The following is a 26,436-nucleotide window of genomic DNA, read 5'->3' on the forward strand; positions in this document are numbered from 1 at the left end:
ATGCAACCAGGTGTGAATATTCTCTTTTGCTGTTACAGGTTGAACTATCAGGCAAAAAAAACCTGCGTAAGAACGCAGGCTGGTGTAAGTCGTGTTAATCAACCGGAGTTGATTCCACCTATCAATACCTCTGGGATCTCGACTCTACCAACCTCTTTAACGTCATCGCCACCGGACAATCGCAACAGCCTGAGGCAAAGTGTAACTAAAGGTTCAGAATGACATTCTTCTGACATGACCAGGCGTGTAACGATTACACTACCAGGGTTGGTCTGCGTCACGTTTGTGGCTCCCGGAAACCGGCTTCCCTTGAATGGACGTCACTTTTCCGCAACACTATTCAGTGTGTAAACGCTTACCCCAAATAAGAAGGTTATAAATGGCGACAATAAAGGATGTGGCTCGTCTGGCAGGTGTGTCGGTAGCCACCGTCTCCCGCGTGATTAATGATTCACCCAAAGCCAGTGACGCATCACGCCAGGCGGTACAAAGCGCCATGGAAACCCTGAACTACCATCCGAATGCCAACGCCCGCGCGCTCGCCCAGCAGTCAACAGAGACTATTGGGCTGGTGGTGGGAGACGTTTCCGATCCCTTTTTCGGTGCCATGGTAAAAGCGGTTGAACAGGTCTCTTATCAGACGGGTAATTTTTTGCTGATCGGCAATGGCTATCATAATGAACAAAAAGAACGCCAGGCCATCGAGCAGCTGATCCGCCACCGCTGCGCTGCACTGGTGGTACACGCCAAAATGATCCCGGATGCCGAGCTAATTCACCTGATGAAGCAGATGCCCGGCATGGTGATTATCAACCGTATTATCCCCGGCTTTGAAAAACGCTGTGTAGCCCTCGACGACCGCTACGGCGCCTGGCTTGCGACCCGTCATCTGATTCAACAGGGTCATACCCGGATTGGCTATCTCTGCTCCAATCACCCCATTTCTGATGCGGAAGACCGCCTGCAGGGCTACTACGACGCCCTGCGCGAAAACGGTCTGCCGTGCAATGACCGTCTGGTGGCCTACGGTGAACCGGATGAGAGCGGCGGCGAACAGGCCATGACGGAGCTGCTGGGTCGCGGACGGAATTTCACCGCGGTCGCCAGCTATAACGATTCGATGGCCGCCGGGGCAATGGGCGTCATGAATGACAACGGGATCGAGGTGCCGGCGGAAATCTCGCTGATTGGCTTCGACGATGTTTTGGTCTCCCGGTACGTGCGCCCGCGCCTGACCACCGTACGCTACCCCATCATCACGATGGCCACCCAGGCCGCAGAGCTGGCGCTGGCGCTGGCCGAACAACGCCAGCCGCCGGAGATTACCCATCTCTTCAGTCCAACGTTAGTGCGCCGTCACTCCGTTGCTGCCCCCGCTGACGCACAGAGCGAATAGCGATACAGGTGTACCGTTTTATCCGGATACTCCAGCCCATCGCCAATATACTGCCAGCCGTAACGTTCATAGAAGTCGCGGCAGGCAGACCAGAGATGAAGTTCCTCGTACCCGGCCCGTGCGGCGAAGCGAATAACATGCTGCTGTAACTTTCCTGCCAGCCCCTTGCCTCGCGCCGCGTCATCAACGTAGAGCGCCGCCAGCCACGGACAGAGATCCTGACGGGTAATCAAATCACAGCGCCAGAGTCCCACCGTCCCGAGAAGCCGTTCATCCTCTACGGCGATAAAGGTCAGCGGCAGGGCACCCGGCGTCTGACTGTGCTCGACGATGCTATGGAAAAAATCCCGCGCAAGCCCCTCGCCAAAGGCCTGCCAGAGCCAGTCGGTGACCTGCTCCGCATAGCGCGGTGCCTCGTAAAGCGGGAGAATGACGGTCTTTTTCACGTTTCACCTGCGTTTTTAATGATTCTGCTGGCCTGACGTCTCCAGCCCGGTTTGGCGATTATTTTACCAGAGTCAGACTATTTAGTTTTACTTCCGGCAGGCCAGGCGAATCGTGACCAAAAAGCGTGATCGTGGCAGAAGTTTTGCGCTTCCCGCATCGCTTATACGCTGTCAGGTCTGTGTTAAACTGCAAACCATTACGTGGAAGCAGGAATGTAGAATGGCAACAATGCTGGATGTCTCACTGCGCGCGGGCGTGTCGAAGGCTACCGTCTCGCGCGTGCTGAACGGCACAGGTCAGGTTAAAGAGAGCACGCGTCAGCAGGTCTTTGCTGCGATGGAAGAGCTGGGCTACCGCCCAAACTTTCTCGCGCGTTCGCTGGCTAACCAGACCAGCAACAGCATTGGTCTGGTCGTCTCTACCTTCGACGGCTTTTACTTTGGTCGTCTTTTGCAGCAGGCGTCGCGGCAGACTGAAACCCACGGGAAACAGCTGATCGTCACCGACGGTCACGACGCGCCAGAGCAGGAAGAGCAGGCGGTGCAAATGCTGGCCGACCGCCAGTGCGATGCCATCGTGCTTTACACGCGCTATATGAGCGAAAAAGCGATCATCAAGCTGATTAATACCGTGCAAACGCCGCTGGTGGTCATCAACCGTGAAGTCAGCCAGGCACCGGAGCGCTGCGTGTTCTTCGAACAACAGGATGCCGCGTTTAAGGCGGTGGATTACCTGATCAATCAGGGCCACCGGGAGATCGCCTGCATTACCGTTCCGATCCACACCCCCACGGGTAAAGCGCGGCTGATGGGCTACCGTAAGGCGCTGGAAAAGCACGGCATTCGTCTGGACGAGCGTCGAATAAAGTACGGTGATGCGGGAATGACGCGGGGCTATGAGCTGTGTAAGGAGCTGATTGCTGAAGGGGTGTCGTTCAGCGCGCTGTTTGCCTGTAACGATGATATGGCGCTGGGCGCGTCCAAAGCGCTGCATCAGGCAGGGCTTAAGATCCCGCAGGATATCTCCCTGTTCGGCTTTGACGATGCCCCAAGCGCAAAGTGGCTGGAGCCTGCGCTGTCGTCGGTTTATCTGCCGATAGATAACATGATCGTCACGGCTATCGATCAGGCGATCCGGCTGGCGAAGAACCAGCCGGTCGATGCGATCCCGCCGTTTACCGGCACGCTGGTATTACGCGATTCGGTCACAACGGGGCCGTACTTTAATCAAACGAGTTCCAGCGCCAGCAGTTCCTGAATGGTCTGGCGACGACGGATCAGCCGCGCCTTGCCGTTATCAAACAGCACTTCCGGCAGCAGCGGACGGCTGTTGTAGTTCGAGGACATAGACGCCCCGTACGCCCCGGTGTCGTGCAGCACCAGGTAATCGCCCGGCTTCACCTCGGGCAGCGCGCGGGTTTCAACTTTGCCACCTTCCTGCTGGGTAAACACATCACCGGATTCACACAGCGGGCCTGCGACCACCGTCTCGCGGCGCGGCGCGTGCGTTAAATCGCGGCCATCGGCAGCCAGGGCGGTAATGTGATGGTAGCTGCCGTACATGGACGGACGCATCAGGTCGTTAAAGCCCGCATCAATCAGCACGAAGTGGCGGGAGCCCATCTCTTTGACGCTGCGTACCTGAGCCACCAGCACGCCGGCTTCGGCTACCAGGAAACGACCCGGCTCAATTTCCAGCTTCACGGCATGGCCCAGATGCGCGGCAATTTGATCGCGCGCGGCGCTCCACAGGCCGTAATAGTGATCGGTGTCGATCGCCTCTTCCCCTTCACGATAAGGAATGGAAAGACCTCCACCGGCGGAGATCGCCTCCAGATCCTGACCGAAGTCAAGAACCTGGCGCACCATCGCCCCGCACACCTGCTCCAGGTGCCCGTAATCGACGCCGGAGCCAATGTGCATATGAATGCCTACCAGCTTCAGGCTGTAGCGCTGCAGTACCTCAAGCGCGGCAGGCATATCGGCGTACCAGATGCCGTGCTTGCTGTTTTCGCCCCCGGTGTTGGTTTTTTGGCTATGGCCATGTCCAAAGCCCGGGTTGACGCGCAACCAGACGCGATGGCCGGGCGAAACCTGCCCAAGCTGCTCCAGCATATCCACAGAACCGGCGTTCACCGGCACCTGCAGTTCATGCACGCGCGCAAGCGTGGCGTCGTCGATCACATCCGCGGTAAAGACGATCGCGTCAGGATCGGTTTTCGGATCAAAGCCTGCCGCCAGCGCACGCTCGATTTCACCCAGCGATACGGAGTCAACCTTCACGCCCTGCTCGCGCATCAGGCGCAGAATATGAATATTGGAGCAGGCCTTCTGGGCAAAACGCACCACGTCAAACTGATGCAGGGCGGCGATCTTCTCGCGAACGATCTGCGCGTCGTAGACCCATACCGGGCAGCCAAACTCGGCGGGCAGGCGCAGCAGGTTTTCAGCGTTCAAATCGGTATCCGTCTGGTTGAGCGGGCGTGGCATGGTCTTCTCCGGTTCAATTCATTTTTTATGATTACGCCACAGCGGAAGCAGAATAAAAAATATCGTTTTATCGCGAGTCTATGCAAAAATGATATGGACAGTTCCTTGCTTTCAGGTGCCCTATGCCCGCCGTCAATTTACGCCACATCGAGATTTTCCACGCCGTGATGACCGCCGGCAATCTCACCGAAGCCGCGCAGATGCTGCATACCTCGCAGCCGACGGTCAGCCGCGAGCTGGCGCGCTTCGAGAAAGTGCTGGGGCTGAAGCTGTTCGAACGCGCCCGGGGCAGGCTTCACCCGACGGTGCAGGGGTTGCGCCTGTTTGAGGAAGTGCAGCGCTCATGGTACGGGCTGGACAGAATCGTCAGCGCGGCGGAAAGCCTGCGCGAGTTTCGTCAGGGCGAGCTGTCGATTGTCTGCCTGCCCGTCTTCTCTCAGTCCTTTTTACCGACGCTGCTCCAGCCTTTTCTGGCCCGCTATCCTGAGGTCAATCTCACCATCGTCCCGCAGGAGTCGCCTCTGCTTGAAGAGTGGCTGTCGGCACAGCGGCACGATCTCGGGTTAACCGAAACCCTCTCGACACCCGCAGGAACGGTGCGCACGGAACTACTCGCGCTGGATGAAGTGTGCGTTCTGCCCGCCGGGCATCGGCTTGCCCACAAAGCAGTGCTGACGCCCGCGGATTTTCATGGTGAAAACTACATTAGCCTGTCGCAAACGGACAGCTACCGGCAGCTGCTGGATACGCTTTTTTCTGAGCATCAGGTGAAGCGGCGGATGGTCGTTGAAACCCACAGCGCGGCGTCAATATGCGCGATGGTGCGCGCGGGCGTTGGCGTTGCGGTCGTCAATCCGCTTACGGCGCTGGACTATGCAGGAAGCGGGATCGTCATCCGCCGTTTTAGCGTTTCCGTCCCGTTCACCGTAAGCCTTATCCGCCCGCTGCACCGTCCGGCCTCCGCGCTGGTGGACGCATTCACCGAACACTTAGTTGAGCATGCGCGTCAGGTGGCGCTTCGCTTACCTGACCTGCAAAACCCGTTATGACAGCATAAATTCCACGGCATCTGCCGCGTGAATGGCCGCGGTATCAAACACCGGGATGGGGCTTCGTTCGGCCGGCACCAGCAAACCGATCTCCGTGCAGCCGAAAATCACCCCTTCAGCCCCCTGCTGCGCCAGTTTATCTATTACGCTGACGTAATATGCGCGGGAGGTTTCGCTGAAGGTTCCGAGGCAGAGTTCGTCGAAGATAATCTGATTGATACGCGCCCGGTCCCCCTCATCCGGGATCAGGCTTTCAATCCCAAACTCGCTGTGCAAGCGCCCGCGATAGAAATCCTGCTCCATGGTGTAACGTGTGCCCAGCAAGGCCACGCGCGACATTCCCGAAGCGCGAATGGCGCGTCCGGTGGCGTCCGCGATGTGCAGGAACGGCAGCGAACAGCGCGCTTCAATGTGCGAGGCCACTTTGTGCATCGTGTTGGTACACAGCAGAATGCCCTGCGCCCCCGCACGCTCCAGCCCCAGCGCGGCATCGGTCAGGATTTCTCCGGCTTTATCCCATTCGCCACTCGACTGGCAGGCTTCGATTTCATGAAAATCAACGCTGTGCAGCAGCAGGCTCGCGGAGTTCAGGCCGCCCAGACGCTGCTTTACGCCTTCGTTAATCAGGCGGTAATAAGGGATTGTCGATTCCCAGCTCATCCCACCTATCAGGCCAATCGTTTTCATCATCGCTCCTTATCTGTTTAAGCCAGTGAAGCAAACTTGTGATCCTGTTTCCAGTTCTTTATTACGTCGTTTTCTTTTTAAGCTGGCCAATGTAAATTAAATAAAACACTGTTTTATTAGGAAGGGCGAAGCCATGTTTATGTTCCACAAAGAGACCGCGTCTGAAGATCTGGGGAATGGCGTTACGCGTCGCGTGCTGGCCCACGGCGGCAGGATGATGGCGGTTGAAGTACATTTTGAGCAGGGCGCGATTGGCCCACTGCATAACCACCCGCACGAACAGTTAACCTATGTTCTCTCTGGAGAATTTGAGTTTACCATTGGTGAAGAGAAGCATGTCGTGACGGCGGGAGATACCCTCTACAAACAACCACATGTGATGCACGGCTGCGTCTGCCTCAGGGCCGGCACGCTGCTGGACACCTTTACGCCTGTTCGCGAGGATTTCCTGAAATAAAAAAGGCGCTGTTGCAGCGCCTTCATGTGTGCAGAATTTATTCCGTTACCGGCTCTGGCAATGGGTTTCGGCTGAGCATGGCCTCACGGAGTAATACGCTGCCGCAGGCAAACAGAGCGCCAAGGATCGCCGCCAGAATGACAATCATGCCTTTGCCCGGGCCGTCTTTTTTCACCGGCATCGATGGCGAAAGCTGATACCTGAATGGCTCAAGCTTAACGTCTGCGAAGGAGAGTTTTTTCAGCTGCGCCAGGTAATATTCCCGGTTCTGGAAGTCCGCGTTCAGCTCCGTCACATCCTTAAGATTTTTTTCAATCCTTAGCTTTTCCGCGATACCGTCAGCCCCGAGCGCGACGGAGTAATCCGGATCGTCTTTTATCCCTTGTCCGTTGCTATAAACAGGCTTCTTAATGCCCGCCGCATTCGCCACTTCCAGCGAATAGTTCAGCCGCTGCAGGTTGGTGTTATGCACATTGGTCAGACGAACGCGGTCGAGCGCCAGCTGCTGTTCTACCTCGTTCGTTTTGAGGGCGATCTGGTTGCGGATATTCTGCACCGTCTCTTTCTCAACAATTGCCGAGATATAGTTGATATACCCCTCCAGAACGGATTGGGCATCGGCTGCGGTCGGCGCGGTGAAGCTCAATGTCCAGGAGACGAAAGGCGCTTTATCCGCATCTTTTCCCTGAACATCATTCACCGCTTTCATTTTGTCTGCAATATTGACAACCGCACGGTGCAGTTCAAGCGGGTCCACTTGCGCATTCTTGAGCTGCGCCATCACGTAAGGGGAAGAGGTCATATACTCTTCAAGCAATGACTGCGACTGGAATTTTTTAATAAACAGGTCAAAGACTTCCTGACGGGTAACCGGCACCTTCACATCAAGAACCTGCAGCGCAACCATCATCTGGCTCAGCGGATTCCACTGTGTCTGTTCCGCCGGAGTGATCACCGCTTTACTGGTCCATTTTTGCGGCAGTAGAAGCGCAATTGCCAGACCTGCCAGCGCGAAAACAAAGATAATGGTGGCAATACGTTTTTTCGCGGTAATCAGAATATCTAACAGGCCCAGAAGATCGATCTCTTTTGAACTGACTGCTGGAGGAGCATATGAGGGAAAATCGAGGTCCGTATTTTTTTTGAAATCCATTGCTGACATAGCCGTTCTTATGTTTCGGGTGCAGTAAATTCCTGCCGGGTGAGTTCAGTTGCCCAATAATACAAGAAACTAAGAATAATCTGAACACGAGAATGGACTATCTGAGGAACGGCTATCAAAGTTGGTAGTTATTCAGCATCACGGTTACAAAACGCCGGGTGGCGCTGCGCTTACCCGGCATTACCCCTTACACGCCGATATTTCGCAGTTTCTCCCCGCTCATCAGCTTGCGTTCAATATGTTCCAGCGTCACGCCTTTGGTTTCTGGAATTAGCCAGAATGTCACGCCAATAAACGCCACGTTCAGCACCGTATAGAGCCAGAAGGTTCCCGCCGCGCCAATCGCATCCAGCAGCGTCAGGAAGGTCGCGCCGATGATCATGTTCGACACCCAGTTGGTGGTGGTGGAACAGGTGATACCAAAATCGCGACATTTCAGCGGCTGAATTTCAGAGCACAGGATCCACACCACCGGCGCGGCGCTCATCGCGTAGCCAGCAATACACATCATGGTCATGCCCACGGAGAGCCAGGAGAGGCCGCTGGACGCCGTGCCGTTATCAAACTGCATCAGGCAGTAGCCGAGGATCAGGGTGCCAAGCGCCATCACGCTAAAGCCAATTTTCAGCGCAGGCTTACGACCGGCCTTATCGACGGTGAACACCGCGATAAAGGTGGCGAACATAAAGGTAAGCCCCACCACCAGCGTGGCGATCATCTGCTGTTCGGTGGTGGTAAAACCGGCCATTTTGAAGATGCGCGGGGCGTAATACATGATGATGTTCATCCCCGTGAACTGCTGCATCGCCTGCAGCAACATGCCGAGGAACACCGCGCGGCGCACGTTGCGGTTAGCCTTAAACAGCGACCAGCCGCCCTGCTTCAGCTTCAGGCTTTCGCGGATCTCGTTCAGCTCTTCACGCGCTTTCTCAGACGTGTCGCGCAGCATGCGCAGCACCTCTTCCGCTTCCACGTGACGCCCTTTTTGCGCCAGCCAGCGCGGGCTGTTGGGCAGGAAGATCACTAAAACAATCAGCACTACCGCAGGCAGCGCCAGCACGCCGAGCATCGCCCGCCAGTTACCGCTGTAGCTGAAGTACGTATCGGACAGGAACGCCAGCACGATGCCCAGCGTCACCATCAGCTGGTACATGCTAATCATCTTGCCGCGCACGTTCTCGCTCGCCATTTCGGAGAGATACAGCGGCGCGGTGTAGGAGGCAATCCCCACCGCCACGCCCAGCAGCACGCGGGAGAGCAGCAGCACTTCAACGTTAGTGGCAAACGCCGAACCTATGGACCCGGCAACAAACAGGACCGCCCCGACCATCAGGCTGTATTTACGCCCAAGGCGGAACGAAAGCCAGCCGTTAAACAGTGCGCCGATGGCCGCGCCGAGCATCATGCTGCTCACCACCCACTCCTGCAGGCGGTTACTCAGCGTAAAGTGATCGGTAATAAACGGCAGCGCTCCGGCGATAACGCCGATATCAAGGCCGAACAACAAACCGGCCACGGCTGCCGCAATGGAGACAAACTGGTTCATGCGGCGGGTATCGCGCAGCGCGGCGGGCATCAGGGTAGAGTCATTTATAGATGTCATATTTTTCCTGCCTCAACAGCAAAATTCGTTAAGTGAAATTACGAGATAGCGGGGAAAAGTGTCAGGCCGGAATTCGTGAAGATATGGATTATTTCGCTATGGCATAGCGATCTGTGATGGACATTACAATTTCAACTAATGCTGGATAATCACCTGATTTTACTAACATCTTAATTTTTCAGTAATAAAAGTGTGATGGCAGTCATCTATGATTTTTAAGTATGGATTTTTCGTGTTTATCAATATGGACTTTGACAAATTTTAAGCAAAAAAAACCTCCGCCGAAGAGCAGAGGTATTTGTCATAAGTTAAGTTATCGCGCCAGCCAGCCGCCATCAACCGCGACGGTATAACCATTGATATAGTCCGATGCCGGGGAAGCCAGGAACACTACCGGCCCCATCAGATCGCTCGGTAGCCCCCAGCGGCCCGCCGGAATACGCTCCAGGATCGCCGCACTGCGTTCTTCGTCAGCACGAAGCTGCTGGGTGTTGTTGGTGGCCATGTAGCCCGGCGCAATCGCGTTGACGTTGATGTTGTGCTGCGCCCATTCGTTCGCCAGCAGGCGGGTCACGCCCATCACCGCGCTTTTCGACGCGGTGTAAGACGGCACGCGGATGCCGCCCTGGAAGGAGAGCATCGAGGCGATGTTAATGATCTTGCCGCCCTTGCCCTGCGCGATGAAATGCTTCGCCGCCGCCTGGGACATAAAGAACACGCTCTTGATGTTCAGGTTCATGACATCGTCCCAGTCGGTCTCGCTGAAGTTAATCGCGTCTTCACGGCGGATCAGCCCCGCGTTGTTGACCAGAATGTCGATATGGCCAAATTCCGCCACCGCGCGATCCAGCAGCTCCGGAATAGCGTCGATTTTACGCAGGTCGGCGGTCAGGCTGAGAAAACGGCGGCCCAGCGCGGTTACGCGTTCGATGGTTTCCGTGGGCTCAACGATGTTAATCCCGACGATATCACAGCCCGCTTCCGCCAGGCCTAACGCCATCCCCTGGCCCAGTCCGGTGTCACACCCGGAAACCACGGCCACTTTACCCTGCAGAGAAAATGCATCCAGAATCATGTTTGTTCCTTACTCTTTCAGCGCCTGTCATCAACAGGCAGATGTATGCTTAACTGCCCGCGACTAGCGCAGATCCTTAACCGCGACGTGGTCCATGTCATCGAAGACCTGGTTTTCTCCAACCATCCCCCAGATGAAGGTATAGGCTTTCGTCCCCACGCCGGAGTGAATAGACCAGCTGGGTGAAATCACCGCCTGCTCGTTATGCATGACGATATGACGGGTTTCCTGAGGCTGTCCCATCATGTGGAACACGCAGGCGTCTTCATCCATGTTGAAGTAGAAGTAGACTTCCATGCGGCGTTCGTGGGTATGGCACGGCATGGTGTTCCACAGGTTGCCTGGCGCAAGCTCGGTCAGCCCCATGCTGAGCTGGCAGGTTTCCAGCACATCCGGCACGAAGTATTTATTGATGGTGCGGCGGTTGCTGGTGAGGTTGTCGCCCAGCGTCACGGGCGCAACGTCCGCGGGCGTTACTTTTTTGGTTGGATAAGCGGTGTGCGCCGGGGCGCAGTTGTAGTAAAACTTCGCGGGTTTACCGCCGTCGATGCTGGCAAAGACCACCTCTTTCGCCCCTTTCCCGACGTACAGCCCGTCGCGGTGGCCAATCTCGTAGCACTGGCCGTCCACGGTAATCGTGCCCGGCCCGCCAATATTAATCACGCCCAGTTCACGACGCTCCAGGAAGTAGCTTACGCCCAGCTGCTTGCCTACTTCCCCGCCCACGGAGACGGTTTTCGCCACCGGCATAATGCCGCCCACGATAATGCGGTCGATGTGGCTATAGACCATGGTGTACTTATCGGCTTCGAACACCTGCTCAATTAAAAACTCGCTGCGCAGTCCCTGAGTATCCAGCGCTTTGGCGTGCGCGCTGTGGATGCTTTGTCTGACGTCCACGGTAACCTCCAGATGTGGTCATGCCCGAAGGCAGAAATTAAACGAAACGATGTTTCGTTTTATGATGAGCACATACTAGCGGCATAAAATAGGGTTTTCAATTGCAATTAAAACAACGTTTCATTTTTTATTTTTGTTTATAACAGAAATGACGCGCGGATCACGATTACTTCCCATGAAGAGAAGAGCACGATAAAAAAAACCTCCCGAAGGAGGTTTTTTAAGGGAGGAGAAATTAGCGTTCGATGGCGAGCGCCACACCCTGTCCGCCGCCTATACAGAGGGTAGCGATCCCTTTGCGCGCGTTTCGCTTTTTCATTTCGTGGACCAGCGAAACCAGGATTCGGCAGCCGGACGCGCCGATGGGATGACCCAGCGCAATTGCACCGCCGTTCACGTTGACCCGCAGCGGATCCCATTCCAGCATTTTGCCGACCGAGATCGCCTGCGCGGCAAAGGCTTCGTTCACTTCGATCAGATCTACATCCGAAAGCTGCCACCCTGCGCGCTCCAGGCAGCGACGGGTAGCGTAGACCGGCGCAATCCCCATCAACGCAGGATCCACGCCCACGCTGGCAAACGCCTTAATGCGGGCCAGCACGGGGAGATCGAGCTCAAGGGCTTTGCTTTCGCTCATCATCATCACGGCGGCGGCACCGTCGTTAATGGACGAGGCATTGCCCGCGGTGACCGAGCCCTGTGTTTCAAACGCGGGATTCAGTCTCGCCAGGCCTTCCGCGCTGGCATCCGTGCGCGGCTGTTCATCGGTATCGACGACGATCGCCTCGCCGTTCTGACGCTGCGTGCTGACCGGGACAATCTCGTCGCGAAAGCGACCGGAATCAATCGCGGCACGCGCTTTTTGCTGCGAACTGAGCGCATAGGCGTCCTGCAATTCGCGGCTAATGCCGTACTCGCGCGCCAGGTTTTCTGCCGTCACGCCCATATGATAGTCGTTGAACGCATCCCACAGCCCGTCATGCACGAGGCTGTCGAGCAGCTGGCTGTTACCCAGCTGCGCGCCGGTTCGGCTATCGGTGAGAACGTGCGGCGCGCGGCTCATGTTCTCTTGTCCGCCAGCTATAACCACATCCGCTTCACCGCACTGAATGGCCTGGGTGGCGAGATGCAGCGCTTTTAACCCTGAACCACAGACGTCGTTGATGGTAATGGCGGAGACGGTATTGGGCAGCCCACCCTTCAGCGCCGCCTGACGCGCAGGGTTTTGCCCGGCACCGGCCGTGAGAACCTGCCCCAGGATCACCTCATCAACTTCATGGGCTGCGATCCCGCTACGTTCCACCAGCGCTTTAACGACCACGCTGCCCAGGTCAACCGCCGAGTGACGCGCAAGCGCTCCCTGAAAACAGCCGATAGCCGTACGCAACGCACCCACTATTACGACATCTTTCATCACGACCTCTGTGTTAAATGACATGACGATAGTAGAGGATTGTTACTGGCAATTATCTTAATTGTTTAAAAATAGTGAGTTTAATCACAAGGATTAGCGTGCATCCTGCAGATACTGCCGCAGCCAGCTTCCGGCCACGCCGGGAGGGGATCGTTTATTCCACAGCAGATCGATGCCGATCGCCCGTGGCCAGCCGGGAACATTGAGCTGTACCAGCGACTTCGCAGCGGCGAATTCATCTACCAGCGCGCACGGCAGCACGCACCAGCCGAACCCCTGGACGGCCATACTCAGCAGTAACAGGTAGTTCGGCGCTGACCAGACGGGCCCGCGCGCGATCTCAGCCTCGCGCTCAAGGTAGGTGCTGAGCCTCAGCTCCCGCCAGCCGTGCAGCTCGTCGCTATGCACCTCGTGTTGTCCGGCGAGCGGATGCGTGGTCGCGGCATATATCGCCATTCGGGTCTGCACCGGCAGCCGGGTAGCGCCAATATCCGTAGGATAACCGTCTCGCGCTTCCGTCAGCCCCACCTGCGCGCGCTCCTTTTGCAGCAGATCGATCACGTCCTCTTCCTCGCCAATCAGGCATTCGAATTCCGTGTGGGGAAAGCGAGCGTCAAACTGCTTCATCAGATCTTCAAGCACGTCGGGGTTGAGGGTATCGGAGAGGACAAACGTCAGACGCGCCTCCGTTTGTGCCGTTAACGACACCGCCAGCTCATCCAGCCGCGTGCTGGCGGCGAGGATGGCCTGCACATAGCCCAGCACCTGTTCTCCCTGGACCGTTAACACCGGCTGGCGCGCCGAGCGGTCAAACAGTTCGAAACCCAGATCGGCTTCAAGGTTGGCAATGGAGGTGCTGATCGTCGACTGGCTTTTACGCAGCCTGCGCGCGGCAGCAGAGAAAGAGCCTGCCGCAACGGTCTCAACAAACGCGGTAAGAGCTTCAGGTGAATAGCGCATAAACTATCTACTTTATCAATGGATACCATCTTTAATATATCAGCTTTAGCGATAAAAATAGGCTGCATCAACGCCCATACCGGTGAATTAATGAGGTCTACACTATGCAACATCAGGATGCACTCCAACGTAAGCTGCCGGAGCGGATCTTTCATGCTGTCTGTTTCGAAGGGATTGCCACGGCAATTCTCGCCCCCACGGCGGCATGGCTGATGCAGCGCTCGGTGGTGGAGATGGGTGGGTTAACCATTATCCTGGCTACCACCGCCATGCTCTGGAACATTATCTATAACTTCGGCTTCGACCGTTTCTGGCCTGTCCAGCGCGTAAAACGTACGGCAAAAGTGCGCGCGCTGCACGCCCTGGGGTTCGAATGCGGGTTTATTGTAATCGGCGTGTCGATTGTCGCCGCCGTGCTGGGCGTGACCCTGCTTGAGGCATTCACGTTAGAAATTGGTTTCTTCCTGTTCTTCCTGCCATACACCATGTTCTATAACTGGGCATACGATAACCTGCGTGAGAAATTCCTTAAGCGTCGCCAGCAACGACGCGCTCTGGCAGGCTAAACCCTCGCTGGCCGGACGCCTGTTCCGGCCAAACTCCGTCGAAGCAACTGCGCTCTTCAGGCATAACTATGGTAAATTGCACGCCATTCTGATGGTTTGTTAGTTGAAACGTTGCTCTAATGTCGAAAATTTGGTCAAAAGATGAGACTCTCTGGAGTTTCGCTCTCTATGGCACGGCCGTGGGCGCAGGAACGCTGTTCTTGCCCATTCAGCTGGGCTCCGCAGGCGCTATTGTCCTGTTTATCACCGCCCTCGTGGCCTATCCGTTAACCTACTGGCCGCACCGGGCGCTGGCGCAATTTATTCTCTCGTCAAACACAAAAGGTAATGAAGGGATCACCGGCGCCGTCTCCCACTACTATGGTAAGAAGATTGGCAATCTGATCACCACGCTCTATTTCATCGCCTTTTTTGTGGTGGTGCAGATTTATGCGGTGGCCATTACCAACTCGTTAACCGAGCAGTTGGCAAAACACCTGACGGTGGACACCACCGTTCGCGTGCTGGTCAGCCTGGGGGTGGTGCTGGTATTGAATCTGATTTTCCTGATGGGACGGCATATCACGATAAAAGTGATGGGCTTCCTGGTGTTTCCGCTGATTGCCTATTTCCTGTTTGTCTCGATCTATCTCACCGGAAGCTGGCAGCCCTCGTTGCTTACCAGCCAGATGGCTTTCGATCGCCAAACGCTGCATCAGGTATGGATTTCAATTCCGGTGATGGTGTTTGCCTTTAGCCATACCCCGATTATCTCAACGTTTGCCGTTGACCGTCGCGAGAAGTTTGCCGACGGTGCCATGGATAAATGCAAGAAGATCATGAAGGTGGCGTACCTGATTATCTGCCTGAGCGTGCTGTTCTTTGTCTTCAGCTGCCTGCTCTCTATCCCACCGTCCTATATTATGGCCGCCAAAGAGCAGGGGGTGACGATTCTGTCAGCGCTGTCGATGATGCCGTCTTCCCCAGCCTGGCTCGGCATTTCCGGGATTATCGTGGCGATCGTAGCGATGTCGAAATCGTTCCTCGGCACCTATTTTGGGGTGATTGAAGGGGCGACGGAGATCGTGAAGTCGTCGCTAAATCAGGTGGGGATTAAAAAGAGCCGCGCCTTTAACCGCGCGATTTCCATTATGGGAGTGTCGTTAATCACCTTTGCGGTCTGCTGCATTAACCCGAACGCCATCTCGATGATTTACGCCATCAGCGGCCCGCTTATCGCCATGATCCTGTTTATCATGCCGACGCTGTCGACGTATCTGATCCCTTCCCTGAAACCGTACCGCTCAATTGGCAGCCTGCTGACGCTGATCGTCGGCGTGCTGTGCGTGTCGGTGATGTTTGTTGGCTAGACGTACTCGTGCCCGGCGTGCTGCCGGGCGCGTTATTTACGCCCGAATATCGTCATATTCCCGCGTCTTATCAAACTCATGCTTCGCAAACGGGCACAGCGGAATAATTTTGCGGTTCTCACCGCGCATCTTCTCCACCACTTTCGCCACCAGCTGTTTACCGACGCCCTGCCCTTTCAGGCTCTCATCCACATCAGTGTGCTCGATAATGCTCAGGTGCTCGCCGGTCGGCACGAAGACAATCTCTGCGACCTGATTGCCGTCTGCATCATTCACGTAAAACTTGTTATGGCCTTCCAGAATATCCATGGTTCCTCGCTTATTTTTGGCGATACTTCAGCGCACCGCTCGGGCAGGTATCAATCACGCGTACAACCGTTTCAACGTCCACTTCATCGGGAATGATCCACGGCTTACGTTTCAGATTAAACAGCTTTGCGCTCCCACGCACGCAGTTACCTGAGTGTTTGCAGATCCCGGTATTAAAGTAAACGTCAATTTTCTCGCCGGTATAGGCCCGGTACCCCTCATCCAGTAGTTCTTTATCCATGACATTGCCTCTGTAATTATTATCGTGCTGAATGAAGCATAGCCTTACGGGATCCTGATGGCTATAACGCCGAAAACGAAAAGCCAGGTCACAACTCTTTTCTCGCCAGATTGCGTCCGCTATTGGCACATGTCAGGCTCCGCAAATCTCTCACTTTCATAGGGCTAGCACAGGTTGAATGAAACGCAGACTCTCTTTTCAGGTAAAGCTGTTTTTAGCGCTGGTGTGCTTCTCCTGCCTGCTGTTAGTTCTGCTGGGAACGATCCTGTTTCATTTTATTGACCGACAGCTACACCACGATTTGGGCCAGCGCGCCCGGGTGCAGGCCAGTGAAATCGCCCTGATACCGGGTCTGGCGGAAATGGTGGCAGCCAGAGATATCCCCGCTATCGCCCGCTTAATACAGCCGCTGCGTGCCGAAAGCGATGCCAGCTATATTGTGATTGGCGATACCCGGGAACAGCACCTTTATCATTCAGAATCACCGGAGCGCATTAATTTACCGATGATTGGAGGGGATAATGCGGAGGTGTTAAAAGGCAAAACCATTATTTCCGTGCGTCAGGGCGGGATTGGGGTGTCGCTGCGCAGCAAAGCGCCAATATTTAATGCGCAGCATCAGGTCATTGGCATCGTCTCGGTCGGCTATCTGACCTCGTATATCGCCAATATTAACGCCCGCATTCTCTGGCAGGCTGGACTGTACGGTATTGCCCTTCTGCTGTTGCTGTTTATTTTCTCCTGGCTGTTTACCCGCAATCTTAAAAAGCAGATGTTCCGCCTTGAGCCGAAAGATATCGCCCAGTTGGTTTTGCAGCAACGCGCGCTATTAGAAGCGATGTACGAGGGGGTATTTGCCATCAATGAAGAGAAGCAGCTGATTTTAATTAACCGGGCAGCCAGGGAGATGCTGGATATTCATCAAAGTGAGAAAGAACTTATCGGCAAACCGCTGGAAGACGTTCTGCAGACGTCGCCGGGCTTTTTATCCCAGCGCTACGCCTCGGTAAGCGCTGGTCGCCACGACCAGATCGCAGTGCTTAACCAGCGAGAGGTGATCGTTAACCGCGTGGCGATTGAGGTCGAACCCGGCGTTGAAAGCGGCTGGGTGTACAGCTTTCGCGACAAAAACGACATTAACACCCTCAGCAGCCAACTGAGCCAAATCAAGCGCTATGCGGACAACCTGCGCATTATGCGCCACGAGCAGCTGAACTGGACCGCCACGCTGGTGGGGCTGCTGCAGATGAAACACTATGACGAGGCGATCCGTTACATCCAGGTGCAGTCAGAAGGCGCGCAGCGCGTGCTGGATTTTGTCTCCGCCCATTTTGTCTCTCCGGCCCTGTGCGGGCTGCTGTTAGGAAAATACGTCAGCGCACGCGAAAAAGGCGTTGAACTGCAGTTTGATCCGGCCTGCCAGCTCACCCGCATGCCCGGCACGCTCAACGAAACGGAGCTGATGTCCATTATTGGTAACCTGCTGGATAACGCAGTGGACGCGACCCTTAAGGCACCGGTCCCCGCGCCGGTGGAACTCTACATTTCTGACCGCAACCAGGAGTTGTTGATAGAGGTGGCAGACAGAGGCTGCGGTGTGGATGAGGTGGTGAAGCCACACATTTTCCGCCAGGGTTTCAGCAGCAAACCGGAAAGTGAAAACGACATTGTGGGTACCGAGCACGGTATTGGCCTGTTTCTGGTGGCAGGCTATATCAGGAAAGCGGGCGGCAGCATAGAGATCGCCGACAACACGCCACAGGGCACCGTTTTTTCTGTGTTTATTCCCAATGGACAACAGCATGAGCCAACCACTTGACGTTGTGATCGTTGAAGACGAACCGCACCTGGCGGAACTGCATCGCGAGTATATCGAGCAGAATTTTCACTTGCGCGTGGTGGGCATCGCCGCGTCGATTGAGCAGGCATGCTGCCTGATTCGTCAGCATCAGCCGCGGCTTATCCTGCTGGACAACTATCTCCCGGACGGTAAAGGCGTGGAGCTCATCGATAACCCGCTGCTGAAAAGCTATGAATGCTCGGTGATCTTCATCACCGCCGCCAGCGATATGCAGACCTGCAGCCATGCCATGCGCAGCGGCGCGTTTGACTACCTGATCAAGCCCGTCTTTTTCCAGCGCCTGCACGCCTCGCTGGAGCGGTTTATGCGCTTCGTCCACACCGTGCAGCAGGTGAAGGTGGTCGACCAGCACGCGCTGGATCGTCTGTTTAATCTGCCTGCCGCGGAAGCCTCCATTACGCCGTCGACGAAGGGCATTGAACCCCAAACGCTGGAAAGGATTAAACGCCTGTTCGCCGAACATCCCGACAGCGCGATGTCGGTTGAAGAGGTGGTGGAAAACGTGGGGATCAGCAAAACCACGGGGCGTCGCTACCTGGAATACTGCGTGGAGAGCGGGTTAATCATCGTCGAAATGCTGTATGGCAATATTGGTCATCCACGGCGGCTATACCGCAAAGCCGACGATAAACCGTAATCCGAAACCGTTCGCAGGCAAACGTTCGCGGATTTTATGGTGTTAATTGCTGAAACGATGGTGACAGTCACACTTCGGAATCATTGCCCGCGCCTCCCTATTGTCGGAGGCGCGCTTTACGCTATGTTGACAATTAGTTCCTCAAATGTAACTAAAAGGTTAACTATAATGTCGAACACGTTCCGAATTTCTCTGCTTACCGCTACCGTACTGTTCTCTGCTTCTGCACTTTCTGCCCTGCCGCAGGGCTATCCTGCTGAGTATCAAAAAGTTGTCGATGCCGCCACCAAAGAGGGCAAGGTGGTGATTTACTCCACCACCGACACCAAAGCCGCCGGGCCGCTGATTGCGGGCTTCGAAAAAACCTACCCGGGCATCAAAGTTGAATACAACGACATGAACAGCACCGAGCTGTACAACCGTTTTATCAGCGAACAGGCCTCCGGTGGCGGTAGCGGCGACGTGGTCTGGAGCTCCTCAATGGACACCGGGCTGAAACTCGCCACCGACTACGCCATGGAGTACAAATCGCCGGAGCAAAGTCAGCTGCCGAAATGGGCAGTCTGGAAAGATAAGGCATACGGCACCACCTATGAGCCAGTGGTCTTTATCTACAACAAGCGCCTGATCCCGGCTGGCGACGTGCCGGATTCTCACGCCGCGCTGGCGAAGCTGATTGCCAGCCAGACGGACAAATTCAAGAGCAAAGTCACCACCTACGACATCGAAAAATCGGGTCTTGGCTTTATGCTTTCCGTGCAGGATCACAAGGCCGATCCAAACTACTTTAAAACCCTGGCCGACGTCGCCAAAGGCGGCTTAGCGGTGCAGTCATCAACGGGCACCATGATGGAGAGGGTTTCCTCCGGTGAAAACCTGATCGGCTTTAACATCCTCGGATCCTATGCTGAAGCCCGTGCGAAGAACGATCCTTCTCTCGGCATTTCGTACCCGAAAGATTACACGCTGGTGCTCTCGCGCGTGTCGTTCATCAGCCAGCAGGCGCAAAACAGCAATGCGGCAAAACTGTGGCTGGACTATGTGCTGTCTGAAAAAGGGCAAAGCATTCTGGCCAGTCAGGCGGACATCCCCTCCATCCGTAACGATATCGAAGGCAAAAATGATATTGACGGCCTGACCAAAATACTCGGTAACGCGCTGAAGCCGATCCCGGTTGATGAAACGCTGCTGGAGTACCTGCAGCCGAAAAAACGCCTGGAGTACATCAAAGAGTGGCGTGCAGCAGCCGCCAAATAAGCGTTCGGGCGCGGCGCACGCCGTCGCGCTCCCTGTCGACTGAGTTCGTTTTATTGGGCTGCAACACCAGGGATACCCCATGAATACATTACGCAGAAAGTGGCAAAGCCTGCCGCGCGGCATCGTCGTGCTGATAACCGCTCTGGTTATCTACACGCCGCTGTCGTTTATCGTGATACAGAGCTTCCTGTCCGCTCCGTTCTTTTCTCCGGCAAAAGAGTGGAGCCTTGAATCATTTGGCTTTATCTTCACCGACCCTGATTTCTATAAGGCCCTGAGAAGCGGCTTTATTCTCGCCTTCGGGCTGGTCATCATCGCCATTCCGCTGGGTGGCGTACTGGCGTTTCTGATGGTTCGCACCGACCTGCCCGGCCGCCGCCTGATTGAACCGCTGATCCTGGTCCCCATTTTCGTATCGCCGATGGTGCTCGGCTTTGGCTATGTGGTGGCCGCCGGTCCCGTGGGCTTTCTGTCCCTGTGGGCGCAGGCGCTGATCGGCTTTGTGCCGTGGAACATCTACGATATGTCGAGCATCGTGGTCATTGCTGGCCTGACGCACGTGCCGCATGCCTATCTCTATATTTCATCCGCGCTGCGCAGCGTCGGCTCTGATGTGGAAGAAGCCGCGCGCATTGCGGGTGCCTCTCCGCTGCAGGTGATGACCTCGGTCAGCCTGCCGATGGTGCGCCCGTCGATCCTGTACGCCATCGTGCTGCTGTTCTTCCTCGGGCTGGAAGTATTTGGCCTGATGCTGGTGCTCGGCGATCCGGAAGGCAATATGGTGCTGGCAACCTACCTGTACCAGTTGACGAACAAGCTCGGCACGCCTTCCTATCACCTGATGGCGGCGGTTGCCGTGGTGCTGATCTGCATCACCATCCCGCTGGTGATGCTCCAGCGCCGTCTGATGCGCACCGCCAACCGCTTCGTCACTATGAAAGGGAAAGCCTCACAGGCTCGCGCGTTACCGCTGGGCAAATGGCGCTGGGTTGCCGGGGCGGTGGTTGCCTTCTGGCTCACCGTCACCATCGGCGTGCCGCTGCTCGGCGTGGTGCTGCGCGCGTTTATCTCCAACTGGGGCGTCGGCGTTTCGCTGTGGGATGAGCTTTCGCTGAGCACTTTCCGCACCATCTGGGCACAGCCCAACCTGCTGCGCGCCATCGTCAACTCCATGGCAATTGGGGTGATTGGCGGCGCGCTGGCCGTGGCGTGCTACCTGTTCGTCGGGATTGCGATGCACCGTAAACCGGATAACACCACGCGCTTCCTGGACTACAGCGTACTGGTGCCGCGCGCCGTGCCTGGCCTGCTTGCCGGTCTGGCGTTCCTGTGGGTGTTCCTGTTCCTGCCGATGTGGCTGGACAACTCGCTGAAATCCGGCTGGCTTTCCGGGTTCGCCTGGACCGACTGGATGCGCGAGAACGTCATCGTCTGGCTGCGTTCGCTGCGCAGCACCATTTTCAGCGTCTGGCTGGCCTATACCGTGGTGTGGATGGCTTACGGGCTGAGGCTTATCTCTTCCACGCTGCTGCAGGTGGGGCCAGAGCTTGAAGAAGCCGCGCGCAGCACCGGGGCGACGCGCGGGCAGATCACCCGCCATGTGACCATTCCCCTCTCCCGCTACGGTCTTATTGGTTCGTGGCTGCTGATGTTTCTGATCTTTGAGCGCGAATACTCAACGGGTGTGTATCTGCTTTCCCCCGGCACGGAGACCATCGGTTCAATGCTGGTTTCCCTCTGGGCCGCGGGTGCCATTGATATCGTGGCGGCGCTCTCTTTCATTAACATCCTGCTGGTCGTGGTAGGTCTGGGCATTGCCCTTCGTTTCGGAGTGAAAATACATGATTGAATTAGCGGTTGACGATCTGCACTTAACCTACGGCGACAATCCTGTTTTAAAAGGTGTCTCCATGAACCTGAAGCGCGGCGAAGTGGTCTCACTGTTAGGCCCCTCCGGCAGTGGTAAAACCACCCTGCTGCGTGCCGTCGCGGGTCTGGAAAAACCGACGCAGGGGTCGATTGTCATTGGCAACAATAAAGTTTACGACGGCACGCCGCGCAGTGAGATCCCGGCAGAAGAGCGTAACCTGGGGCTGGTGTTCCAGTCCTATGCCCTGTGGCCGCACAAAACCGTGTTTGAGAACGTGGCCTATCCGCTCAAGCTGCGTAAAGTTCCGGCCAAAGAGATCCAGCAGCGCGTACAGGACGTACTGGACCAGCTGGGTCTGGGCCATCTTGGCAAACGTCACCCGCACCAGCTCTCCGGCGGGCAACAGCAGCGCGTGGCGATTGGCCGGGCGCTGGTGTACAACCCACCGGTGATTTTGCTGGACGAGCCGCTTTCCAACCTCGACGCCAAGCTGCGCGAAGAGGCCCGCGTGTTCCTGCGCGAGCTGATTATCAAGCTCGGGTTATCCGCGCTGATGGTGACGCACGATCAGAACGAAGCGATGTCCATATCCGACCGCATCCTGCTGCTTAACAACGGTAAAATTGAGCAACAGGGCACGCCGCAGGAGATGTACGGCTCGCCAAAAACGCTGTTTACCGCCGAGTTTATGGGCAGCAACAACCGCCTGCACGGTAAGGTCACCGAAGTGCGCGACGGCAGAGCGCGTATCGAAGGAAAAGGCTGGGTTCTGTGGGGCCAGGCCGGAGAAGGGGTGCAGAGCGGTGATGACGCTACGGCGGTGATCCGGGTCGAGCGCGTGGCGGTGGTTGAGGGGCCAGGGGAAAATCAGCTTGAGCTGCCGCTGCTCACCAGCATGTACCTCGGCGACCGCTGGGAGTACCTGTTCCGCACGCCGGGAGATGATTTTGTCATTCGCGCGTATGGGCATGAGGTTCGGGATCCGCAGCACTGCCATCTTTCGCTGCCGGAGAAGCATGTTTGGGTGTTCCCGAAAGGGTGAGTGTGAGAGGAAAGGCTGCGGGATGCGGCCTTTTTTGCTTTGACAGAGTGAGAGCATGCAACCTACGCCCTCAAATATTTAATTAATTATACCTTTCCGATGTCAACAACTTCTGCGCTTGCCCGGCTTACTGAGATTGCGGAATGCCCTGGGCTGCCGCAGATGGCGGCAGTGGCACGGCCGATCTCGCGCAGGAGTTCCGTGAAGGCCATTACGTAATGGCGCCGCAGGCTACCCCTGCGGTTGGACTCCAGGGAAGCGGCCCCTAGCATGTCGGCGAGAATGCTAAGGAACGAGGCCATGGTCTGCCAACTACGGGCGGAGTTGAGGGAAAGCAGGTAGGCCCGAGCAGGATTAACCGGGCCTTTACCTCCGGGCAGCATCGGCATGAAATTCTCATTGGGCAGAATGACAGCTGGCGACAGGTTAAGCTCCGGAGCATCAGATATCTGGGGCATTCAGGGCCCCGTCCGGGGCGGAAGTCCTCCGGCGCGCTGCGTGAAATGCCGAGGTAAATGATACCGAAAAGCGTACCGCAGAGTGTCTACTTTTCAAAGGTACATTTTAATAAGTAGAAATTTTCAGAAATTGTTAATACATCTCACATAAAGAGATAGACCATTCGCTTACTATATGATTAGTATTAAGAATATTTAACACATACTAAACTACTGAGTAAATGAATATGGAAGATACTAATCAGCAGGTTTACCTAAAAGCCATGCAAAAAATGAAGGAAGATGATTTCACAAAATACCTTATAAAACCACTATTTGAATCTATGGGTTTTTTTCGTGTTGACTTCTACGGAGGGCCTTACGAATCAGGAAAAGACTTGATAGCCTTTGTTGAAGTGCCGGTTAATAAAACCATGAGTTACGCCATCCAATCAAAAAAAATTGGTGAAGAAACTAACACATCGGAAAAAGCAATTCTCGGAGAGCTTGTTTTTCAGCTTAGACAATGTTTCACAAATCCTATTAAATTACATAATGGAGATGAGGTAATCCCTGATCAAGTATATTTAGCAAGCCCATATCAAATAAGCCTTCGTTTGATTAATGAAATACATGGAATGCTCAAAATAGATGGAAAGAAAATTGAAATATTGGATGGGCCGTCAGTAATCAAATTATTAAAAACACATAAGCCAACTCTATTAGATAAATTGCTTTCCGTAGATGACATATTCAGTACACAAGATACTACTCAACTGTGCAATGTAGAGCTCATGTCAGCTTTAAATCAACAAAATTCAATACATGAACTTGATTGTTATAGCGATCTAGCTTTTTTCATGGGCACAATTGATAGCAACGTACTGCTAAATAGTAGATTTACTATTAAGCCGGATAAATTTCAGGTTACTCAAGGGGAATGGGAGTGGTTTGAGAGAAAAGTATATACCCCATTAAAATCTTTGAGTGCTTTAGAACCTCTAATTCAAGATGCTAATTCTGTCCTAAGAAAATACAACAATGAGTTAAATATTTATACATCAAAAGAAAACAGAAAAATTAAAAATGGTATAGATCAAGCTAATCAATTGCTGGCTGGAAATGTTTCATTCATTAGAGAAGTTATTTCAGAATTAGAAACGAGCATCAATAATATAACTACGTATAAGTTAGAAAACGCAAATCTTGGTATCATGATTAATAGCGTTACCATCTTGAAGAAATGCTTAGAAACAAGCTTTCATAAAGATTCCATTGATAGTTTTGATAGTTTTATAAACAAAACTAAACTACAGAATCTTGCAAAAGAGAATGCAAAAAGTCTATTACCGAAAATAGTAGAATGTTATAAGAAAGCTAAAACCTCAAACTTACAAAGTATTGAACTAGGTAAGTTGAAAAGTGAGTATAAAGAAGAACCGAAGATAGAGTACGCATTCAATAGTGAGCTAATAAATTTATGGTTAAGTGAGAGATGCAACAAATATAAACTTGACATACAGGCTATAAATTCTGGAGATAACAGTATAGATATATTTAGGTTTCTTAATGACACGCAGACCACACTAAATGCTTTAGATATACTAATAAACAAGCTTGAGGATAGTGAAAAGGTATTGTCTAAAGAAATTCTTATGGATAGCATGGGTGTGACAGACGGCCTATCGACATCACCCTTCAGACTTTTTGATTGTCAGCATGATATAGCAGTGTATGGTAGCGCGGGAGCTGGAAAAACAACAACGCTTCAAATGTATGCAAGAAAACTAGAACAGGAAGGAAATAGAGGTGTTATATACTTACCATTAAACCGTTTCTTAAATAAAGTAGAGATGAATATTGAATCAAAATCAAAAAACTATGACATTTTAATGAGCATGATTTTGATCTCTAAATCACTTGAGCCCATTCGGGAGAACATTGAAAAACTTGAGCTTCACTTACAAAGCAAAAAAAGAAACAAAGTAATTTTTGATGGATTGGATGAGGCTTATGTAAAATTCCCAGGAATAATAGAGGCAATAAACTCCTTCAAAAATAAGTTTAATAATATTCAGTTGCTAATTTCAAGCAGGGATTGTGTTAGTTATCTATCTGAAATTAATTTTTTAGGGATTACACTCATGCCCTTCAGTGAAACTCAGTTGTACTGTTTCATTCAAGCATGGTTTAAAGATAAAAACCCAGCTTTAAGCGATATTATAATTAAAAACATAAAGGCAAAAAAAATATCTGACATAGTGAGAACTCCATTACTAGCAACACTTCTGTGTGATTTAGCTGAAAAAGGAATAGATATCCCTTCTAGTGAAAGTGAAATTTTCACTAAAAGATTAGAGTTGTTATGTGGTTCTTATGATACCTACAAAGATATTAAACGAACAAAGTTATCACAAAGCATTTTAATCAAAGCATCACATAAAATTGCTTTCGCTATGCATTCAAAAACTTTAAGAGCAGCAACTAAGCAAGAGCTTGCTTCATTTTTAGTTAATGACCCTAGTTTTAATTATGAGGAATCAACGTGTTTATTAGCAGTTAACGAGCTAATAGATCCTTGCAACATACTTTTTTTCGACCCAATATCAGAAACATTTTCTTTTGGTCATCTAAGGTACCAGGAACACTTAGCGTCATTAGAACTAATGCAGAATCGGTCAATAGAAATTATTCATTACTTAAAAAATGATTGGTGGCGAGGCTCCCTGTGTCTTTATGCTCAATGCTGTGAATTCTCTATTTTGTTGGAAGAGTTTACGTTGAAATACAATAATATAAAGCCAGCCTTGATTACATTACGTGAAATGGTAAAATTTAGACCTGAGAAAGAACGTCGCCATTTGAATGAGCTTATAAATAATTATGAGCGTTCAGATGATGATTACTTCATCGCATCTACTGAGTGGGATGATAGCTGGAGAGCCGATAGCTACTAATTTCGCTATTTTATTCCAGTTAATCATAGTACAACAGAACTATGACCAGCCATCTCGACACTGGCCTGCATATTATTTTTCCTGAGCGAGTCTCATCCTTTGAATGTAGTGATCACTGTGATGAGACTGTAGCGCGGAGAGGACGGGGACATCTCAATTAAGCTACTGCGCACTAAGTTCGCATAACAAAGAATATGTTAAATAGCTGTACAATTAGTGAATAGATGCCCTTCAAAACATCAAGTTATCTCCCTTGCGTCAGCCCAAAGCA

Annotated in this window: 24 protein-coding genes; 12 read left to right on the top strand and 12 right to left on the bottom strand. The window is 53.4% G+C overall.

Annotated features, from left to right (window positions below; translation table 11 throughout):
- Positions 1 to 379: 379 nt before the first annotated feature.
- On the top strand, positions 380 to 1,396 hold the full coding sequence (galR, locus tag IB212_RS18640) for an HTH-type transcriptional regulator GalR (RefSeq protein ID WP_028014290.1): 1,017 nt from the start codon (positions 380 to 382) through the stop codon (positions 1,394 to 1,396).
- On the opposite strand, the gene IB212_RS18645 is transcribed toward galR, so the two are convergent.
- Complete coding sequence (locus IB212_RS18645; RefSeq protein ID WP_041908378.1) at positions 1,357 to 1,842, bottom strand: GNAT family N-acetyltransferase; 486 nt, start codon at positions 1,840 to 1,842, stop codon at positions 1,357 to 1,359. The two genes, galR and IB212_RS18645, sit on opposite strands and share 40 nt — an antisense overlap.
- 220 nt (positions 1,843 to 2,062) lie before the next feature.
- On the opposite strand from IB212_RS18645, the gene IB212_RS18650 reads away from it, so the two are divergent.
- Positions 2,063 to 3,100, top strand: coding sequence for a LacI family DNA-binding transcriptional regulator (locus tag IB212_RS18650; protein WP_028014292.1), 1,038 nt, complete (start codon positions 2,063 to 2,065; stop codon positions 3,098 to 3,100).
- On the opposite strand, the gene lysA is transcribed toward IB212_RS18650, so the two are convergent.
- Positions 3,070 to 4,332 (bottom strand): diaminopimelate decarboxylase, encoded by a 1,263-nt coding sequence (lysA, locus tag IB212_RS18655; protein WP_041908377.1) that lies wholly within the window; start codon positions 4,330 to 4,332, stop codon positions 3,070 to 3,072. The two genes, IB212_RS18650 and lysA, sit on opposite strands and share 31 nt — an antisense overlap.
- Positions 4,333 to 4,454: 122 nt before the next feature.
- Here lysA and IB212_RS18660 point away from each other — a divergent pair, with 122 nt between their 5' ends.
- Positions 4,455 to 5,381, top strand: coding sequence for a LysR family transcriptional regulator (locus tag IB212_RS18660; RefSeq protein WP_041908376.1), 927 nt, complete (start codon positions 4,455 to 4,457; stop codon positions 5,379 to 5,381).
- Here the strand turns inward: IB212_RS18660 and IB212_RS18665 are convergent.
- Positions 5,376 to 6,068 carry an aspartate/glutamate racemase gene (locus IB212_RS18665; protein WP_041908375.1) on the bottom strand — a complete coding sequence of 231 codons (693 nt, stop codon included), beginning with the start codon at positions 6,066 to 6,068 and terminating at the stop codon, positions 5,376 to 5,378. The two genes, IB212_RS18660 and IB212_RS18665, sit on opposite strands and share 6 nt — an antisense overlap.
- Positions 6,069 to 6,201: 133 nt before the next feature.
- Between IB212_RS18665 and IB212_RS18670 the strand changes: the two genes are divergently transcribed.
- Entirely contained in the window at positions 6,202 to 6,525 is a 324-nt protein-coding gene (locus tag IB212_RS18670; protein WP_041908374.1) for a cupin domain-containing protein, read from the top strand.
- Positions 6,526 to 6,562: 37 nt separating this feature from the next.
- Here the strand turns inward: IB212_RS18670 and wzz(fepE) are convergent, their stop codons facing one another.
- From wzz(fepE) to IB212_RS18700, 6 genes are all read right to left on the bottom strand, one after another.
- The gene (wzz(fepE), locus tag IB212_RS18675) at positions 6,563 to 7,687 is read right to left on the bottom strand and encodes an LPS O-antigen length regulator Wzz(fepE) (RefSeq protein WP_041908373.1); all 1,125 of its coding nucleotides are present in this window, start codon (positions 7,685 to 7,687) and stop codon (positions 6,563 to 6,565) included.
- Between the two features lie 187 nt (positions 7,688 to 7,874).
- Positions 7,875 to 9,290 (bottom strand): sugar porter family MFS transporter, encoded by a 1,416-nt coding sequence (locus tag IB212_RS18680; RefSeq protein ID WP_028014298.1) that lies wholly within the window; start codon positions 9,288 to 9,290, stop codon positions 7,875 to 7,877.
- Between the two features lie 313 nt (positions 9,291 to 9,603).
- Positions 9,604 to 10,365: a 2-dehydro-3-deoxy-D-gluconate 5-dehydrogenase KduD gene (gene kduD, locus IB212_RS18685; RefSeq protein WP_003862835.1), complete on the bottom strand. Its 762-nt coding sequence runs from the start codon at positions 10,363 to 10,365 to the stop codon at positions 9,604 to 9,606.
- A 63-nt stretch (positions 10,366 to 10,428) separates the two neighbouring features.
- Entirely contained in the window at positions 10,429 to 11,265 is an 837-nt protein-coding gene (kduI, locus tag IB212_RS18690) for a 5-dehydro-4-deoxy-D-glucuronate isomerase (RefSeq protein ID WP_041908372.1), read from the bottom strand.
- Between the two features lie 235 nt (positions 11,266 to 11,500).
- The gene (locus IB212_RS18695) at positions 11,501 to 12,679 is read right to left on the bottom strand and encodes an acetyl-CoA C-acetyltransferase (RefSeq protein ID WP_028014300.1); all 1,179 of its coding nucleotides are present in this window, start codon (positions 12,677 to 12,679) and stop codon (positions 11,501 to 11,503) included.
- 93 nt (positions 12,680 to 12,772) lie between these two features.
- Entirely contained in the window at positions 12,773 to 13,639 is an 867-nt protein-coding gene (locus IB212_RS18700; RefSeq protein WP_041908371.1) for a LysR family transcriptional regulator, read from the bottom strand.
- 104 nt (positions 13,640 to 13,743) lie between these two features.
- Between IB212_RS18700 and IB212_RS18705 the strand changes: the two genes are divergently transcribed.
- Together IB212_RS18705 and IB212_RS18710 are read left to right on the top strand one after the other, a co-directional pair.
- On the top strand, positions 13,744 to 14,205 hold the full coding sequence (locus tag IB212_RS18705; protein ID WP_041908370.1) for a multidrug/biocide efflux PACE transporter: 462 nt from the start codon (positions 13,744 to 13,746) through the stop codon (positions 14,203 to 14,205).
- 119 nt (positions 14,206 to 14,324) lie between these two features.
- Positions 14,325 to 15,554, top strand: coding sequence for an amino acid permease (locus tag IB212_RS18710; RefSeq protein WP_041908369.1), 1,230 nt, complete (start codon positions 14,325 to 14,327; stop codon positions 15,552 to 15,554).
- A gap of 36 nt (positions 15,555 to 15,590) precedes the next feature.
- On the opposite strand, the gene IB212_RS18715 is transcribed toward IB212_RS18710, so the two are convergent.
- Positions 15,591 to 15,863, bottom strand: coding sequence for a GNAT family N-acetyltransferase (locus IB212_RS18715; RefSeq protein ID WP_045260919.1), 273 nt, complete (start codon positions 15,861 to 15,863; stop codon positions 15,591 to 15,593).
- A 10-nt stretch (positions 15,864 to 15,873) separates the two neighbouring features.
- Positions 15,874 to 16,104: a 4Fe-4S mono-cluster protein YjdI gene (gene yjdI / locus IB212_RS18720; RefSeq protein WP_041908367.1), complete on the bottom strand. Its 231-nt coding sequence runs from the start codon at positions 16,102 to 16,104 to the stop codon at positions 15,874 to 15,876.
- 178 nt (positions 16,105 to 16,282) lie between these two features.
- Between yjdI and IB212_RS18725 the strand changes: the two genes are divergently transcribed.
- The 5 genes from IB212_RS18725 to IB212_RS18745 all read left to right on the top strand — a co-directional run bounded on the left by IB212_RS18725 (position 16,283) and on the right by IB212_RS18745 (position 22,771).
- The gene (locus tag IB212_RS18725) at positions 16,283 to 17,923 is read left to right on the top strand and encodes a sensor histidine kinase (RefSeq protein WP_188245982.1); all 1,641 of its coding nucleotides are present in this window, start codon (positions 16,283 to 16,285) and stop codon (positions 17,921 to 17,923) included.
- On the top strand, positions 17,907 to 18,602 hold the full coding sequence (locus tag IB212_RS18730; protein WP_155963345.1) for a response regulator: 696 nt from the start codon (positions 17,907 to 17,909) through the stop codon (positions 18,600 to 18,602). The genes IB212_RS18725 and IB212_RS18730 overlap by 17 nt, the downstream gene beginning before the upstream one ends.
- 168 nt (positions 18,603 to 18,770) lie before the next feature.
- The gene (locus IB212_RS18735; protein WP_028014307.1) at positions 18,771 to 19,859 is read left to right on the top strand and encodes an ABC transporter substrate-binding protein; all 1,089 of its coding nucleotides are present in this window, start codon (positions 18,771 to 18,773) and stop codon (positions 19,857 to 19,859) included.
- A gap of 79 nt (positions 19,860 to 19,938) precedes the next feature.
- The gene (locus tag IB212_RS18740) at positions 19,939 to 21,708 is read left to right on the top strand and encodes an iron ABC transporter permease (protein ID WP_045260923.1); all 1,770 of its coding nucleotides are present in this window, start codon (positions 19,939 to 19,941) and stop codon (positions 21,706 to 21,708) included.
- On the top strand, positions 21,701 to 22,771 hold the full coding sequence (locus IB212_RS18745; RefSeq protein ID WP_041908363.1) for an ABC transporter ATP-binding protein: 1,071 nt from the start codon (positions 21,701 to 21,703) through the stop codon (positions 22,769 to 22,771). Before IB212_RS18740 ends, IB212_RS18745 begins: the two co-directional genes overlap by 8 nt.
- 86 nt (positions 22,772 to 22,857) lie before the next feature.
- Here the strand turns inward: IB212_RS18745 and IB212_RS18750 are convergent, their stop codons facing one another.
- Positions 22,858 to 23,229, bottom strand: a complete 372-nt coding sequence (locus IB212_RS18750) for a hypothetical protein (protein WP_041908362.1) — start codon at positions 23,227 to 23,229, stop codon at positions 22,858 to 22,860.
- A 227-nt stretch (positions 23,230 to 23,456) separates the two neighbouring features.
- On the opposite strand from IB212_RS18750, the gene IB212_RS18755 reads away from it, so the two are divergent.
- Positions 23,457 to 26,165 carry an NACHT domain-containing NTPase gene (locus tag IB212_RS18755; RefSeq protein WP_063439900.1) on the top strand — a complete coding sequence of 903 codons (2,709 nt, stop codon included), beginning with the start codon at positions 23,457 to 23,459 and terminating at the stop codon, positions 26,163 to 26,165.
- The last annotated feature ends 271 nt before the right edge of the window (positions 26,166 to 26,436 follow it).

It is taken from the genome of Enterobacter sp. E12 (assembly GCF_014596715.2).
In the GTDB taxonomy this organism is placed as follows: Bacteria; Pseudomonadota; Gammaproteobacteria; order Enterobacterales; family Enterobacteriaceae; genus Enterobacter; species Enterobacter bugandensis.

Excerpts from the sequence above, each read along its gene's own strand:
- galR (WP_028014290.1), top strand. The coding sequence starts at position 380 with ATGGCGACAATAAAGGATGTGGCTCGTCTGGCAGGTGTGTCGGTAGCC.
- IB212_RS18650 (WP_028014292.1), top strand. The coding sequence starts at position 2,063 with ATGGCAACAATGCTGGATGTCTCACTGCGCGCGGGCGTGTCGAAGGCT.
- lysA (WP_041908377.1), bottom strand. The coding sequence starts at position 4,332 with ATGCCACGCCCGCTCAACCAGACGGATACCGATTTGAACGCTGAAAAC.
- IB212_RS18660 (WP_041908376.1), top strand. The coding sequence starts at position 4,455 with ATGCCCGCCGTCAATTTACGCCACATCGAGATTTTCCACGCCGTGATG.
- IB212_RS18665 (WP_041908375.1), bottom strand. The coding sequence starts at position 6,068 with ATGAAAACGATTGGCCTGATAGGTGGGATGAGCTGGGAATCGACAATC.
- IB212_RS18670 (WP_041908374.1), top strand. The coding sequence starts at position 6,202 with ATGTTTATGTTCCACAAAGAGACCGCGTCTGAAGATCTGGGGAATGGC.
- IB212_RS18680 (WP_028014298.1), bottom strand. The coding sequence starts at position 9,290 with ATGACATCTATAAATGACTCTACCCTGATGCCCGCCGCGCTGCGCGAT.
- kduD (WP_003862835.1), bottom strand. The coding sequence starts at position 10,365 with ATGATTCTGGATGCATTTTCTCTGCAGGGTAAAGTGGCCGTGGTTTCC.
- IB212_RS18695 (WP_028014300.1), bottom strand. The coding sequence starts at position 12,679 with ATGAAAGATGTCGTAATAGTGGGTGCGTTGCGTACGGCTATCGGCTGT.
- IB212_RS18700 (WP_041908371.1), bottom strand. The coding sequence starts at position 13,639 with ATGCGCTATTCACCTGAAGCTCTTACCGCGTTTGTTGAGACCGTTGCG.
- IB212_RS18705 (WP_041908370.1), top strand. The coding sequence starts at position 13,744 with ATGCAACATCAGGATGCACTCCAACGTAAGCTGCCGGAGCGGATCTTT.
- IB212_RS18710 (WP_041908369.1), top strand. The coding sequence starts at position 14,325 with ATGTCGAAAATTTGGTCAAAAGATGAGACTCTCTGGAGTTTCGCTCTC.
- IB212_RS18715 (WP_045260919.1), bottom strand. The coding sequence starts at position 15,863 with ATGGATATTCTGGAAGGCCATAACAAGTTTTACGTGAATGATGCAGAC.
- yjdI (WP_041908367.1), bottom strand. The coding sequence starts at position 16,104 with ATGGATAAAGAACTACTGGATGAGGGGTACCGGGCCTATACCGGCGAG.
- IB212_RS18725 (WP_188245982.1), top strand. The coding sequence starts at position 16,283 with ATGAAACGCAGACTCTCTTTTCAGGTAAAGCTGTTTTTAGCGCTGGTG.
- IB212_RS18730 (WP_155963345.1), top strand. The coding sequence starts at position 17,907 with ATGAGCCAACCACTTGACGTTGTGATCGTTGAAGACGAACCGCACCTG.
- IB212_RS18735 (WP_028014307.1), top strand. The coding sequence starts at position 18,771 with ATGTCGAACACGTTCCGAATTTCTCTGCTTACCGCTACCGTACTGTTC.
- IB212_RS18740 (WP_045260923.1), top strand. The coding sequence starts at position 19,939 with ATGAATACATTACGCAGAAAGTGGCAAAGCCTGCCGCGCGGCATCGTC.
- IB212_RS18745 (WP_041908363.1), top strand. The coding sequence starts at position 21,701 with ATGATTGAATTAGCGGTTGACGATCTGCACTTAACCTACGGCGACAAT.
- IB212_RS18750 (WP_041908362.1), bottom strand. The coding sequence starts at position 23,229 with ATGCCCCAGATATCTGATGCTCCGGAGCTTAACCTGTCGCCAGCTGTC.
- IB212_RS18755 (WP_063439900.1), top strand. The coding sequence starts at position 23,457 with ATGGAAGATACTAATCAGCAGGTTTACCTAAAAGCCATGCAAAAAATG.